Annotated in this window: 1 rRNA gene; it reads right to left on the reverse strand. The window is 52.7% G+C overall.

Features of this window, described 5'->3' with window-relative positions:
• Window positions 1-1,529: ribosomal RNA gene (locus IC621_RS26215) — 23S ribosomal RNA — on the reverse strand; the annotation flags it as partial.
• Window position 1,530 lies beyond the last annotated feature (1 nt).

The following is a 1,530-nucleotide window of genomic DNA, read 5'->3' on the forward strand; positions in this document are numbered from 1 at the left end:
AGCCTAACTGCTTGGACACGGCATTCCGGCGCCGTGCTTACCCTATCCTCCTGCGTCCCCCCATTGCTCAAATGGAAAAAAGGTGGTACAGGAATATCAACCTGTTGTCCATCGCCTACGCCTTTCGGCCTCGGCTTAGGTCCCGACTAACCCTGAGCGGACGAGCCTTCCTCAGGAAACCTTAGGCATTCGGTGGAGGGGATTCTCACCCCTCTTTCGCTACTCATACCGGCATTCTCACTTCTAAGCGCTCCACGGGTCCTTCCGGTCCCGCTTCACAGCCCTTAGAACGCTCTCCTACCACTGTTCGTAAGAACAGTCCACAGCTTCGGTGATACGTTTAGCCCCGGTACATTTTCGGCGCAGAGTCACTCGACCAGTGAGCTATTACGCACTCTTTAAATGGTGGCTGCTTCTAAGCCAACATCCTGGTTGTCTAAGCAACTCCACATCCTTTTCCACTTAACGTATACTTTGGGACCTTAGCTGGTGGTCTGGGCTGTTTCCCTTTCGACTACGGATCTTATCACTCGCAGTCTGACTCCCAAGGATAAGTCTTTGGCATTCGGAGTTTGACTGAATTCGGTAACCCGATGGGGGCCCCTAGTCCAATCAGTGCTCTACCTCCAAGACTCTTACCTTGAGGCTAGCCCTAAAGCTATTTCGGAGAGAACCAGCTATCTCCAAGTTCGATTGGAATTTCTCCGCTACCCACACCTCATCCCCGCACTTTTCAACGTGCGTGGGTTCGGGCCTCCATTCAGTGTTACCTGAACTTCACCCTGGACATGGGTAGATCACCTGGTTTCGGGTCTACGACCACGTACTATTTCGCCCTCTTCAGACTCGCTTTCGCTGCGGCTCCGTCTCTTCAACTTAACCTTGCACGGGATCGTAACTCGCCGGTTCATTCTACAAAAGGCACGCCATCACCCGTTAACGGGCTCTGACTACTTGTAGGCACACGGTTTCAGGATCTCTTTCACTCCCCTTCCGGGGTGCTTTTCACCTTTCCCTCACGGTACTGGTTCACTATCGGTCACTAGGGAGTATTTAGCCTTGGGAGATGGTCCTCCCAGCTTCCGACGGGATTTCACGTGTCCCGCCGTACTCAGGATCCACTCAGGAGAGAACGAAGTTTCAACTACAGGGTTGTTACCTTCTTTGACGGGCCTTTCCAGACCTCTTCATTTACTCCGCTCTTTTGTAACTCCGTATAGAGTGTCCTACAACCCCAAGAGGCAAGCCTCTTGGTTTGGGCTATGTCCCGTTTCGCTCGCCGCTACTTGGGGAATCGCGTTTGCTTTCTCTTCCTCCGGGTACTAAGATGTTTCAGTTCCCCGGGTCTGCCTTCCAACTCCTATGTATTCAGAGAAGGATCCTGCTCCATTACGAGCAGCGGGTTCCCCCATTCGGAAATCTCCGGATCAAAGCTTACTTACAGCTCCCCGAAGCATATCGGTGTTAGTACCGTCCTTCATCGGCTCCTAGTGCCAAGGCATCCACCGTGCGCCCTTTCTAACTTAACCG

It is taken from the genome of Metabacillus arenae (assembly GCF_014773385.1).
Lineage (GTDB): Bacteria > Bacillota > Bacilli > Bacillales > Bacillaceae > Metabacillus_D > Metabacillus_D arenae.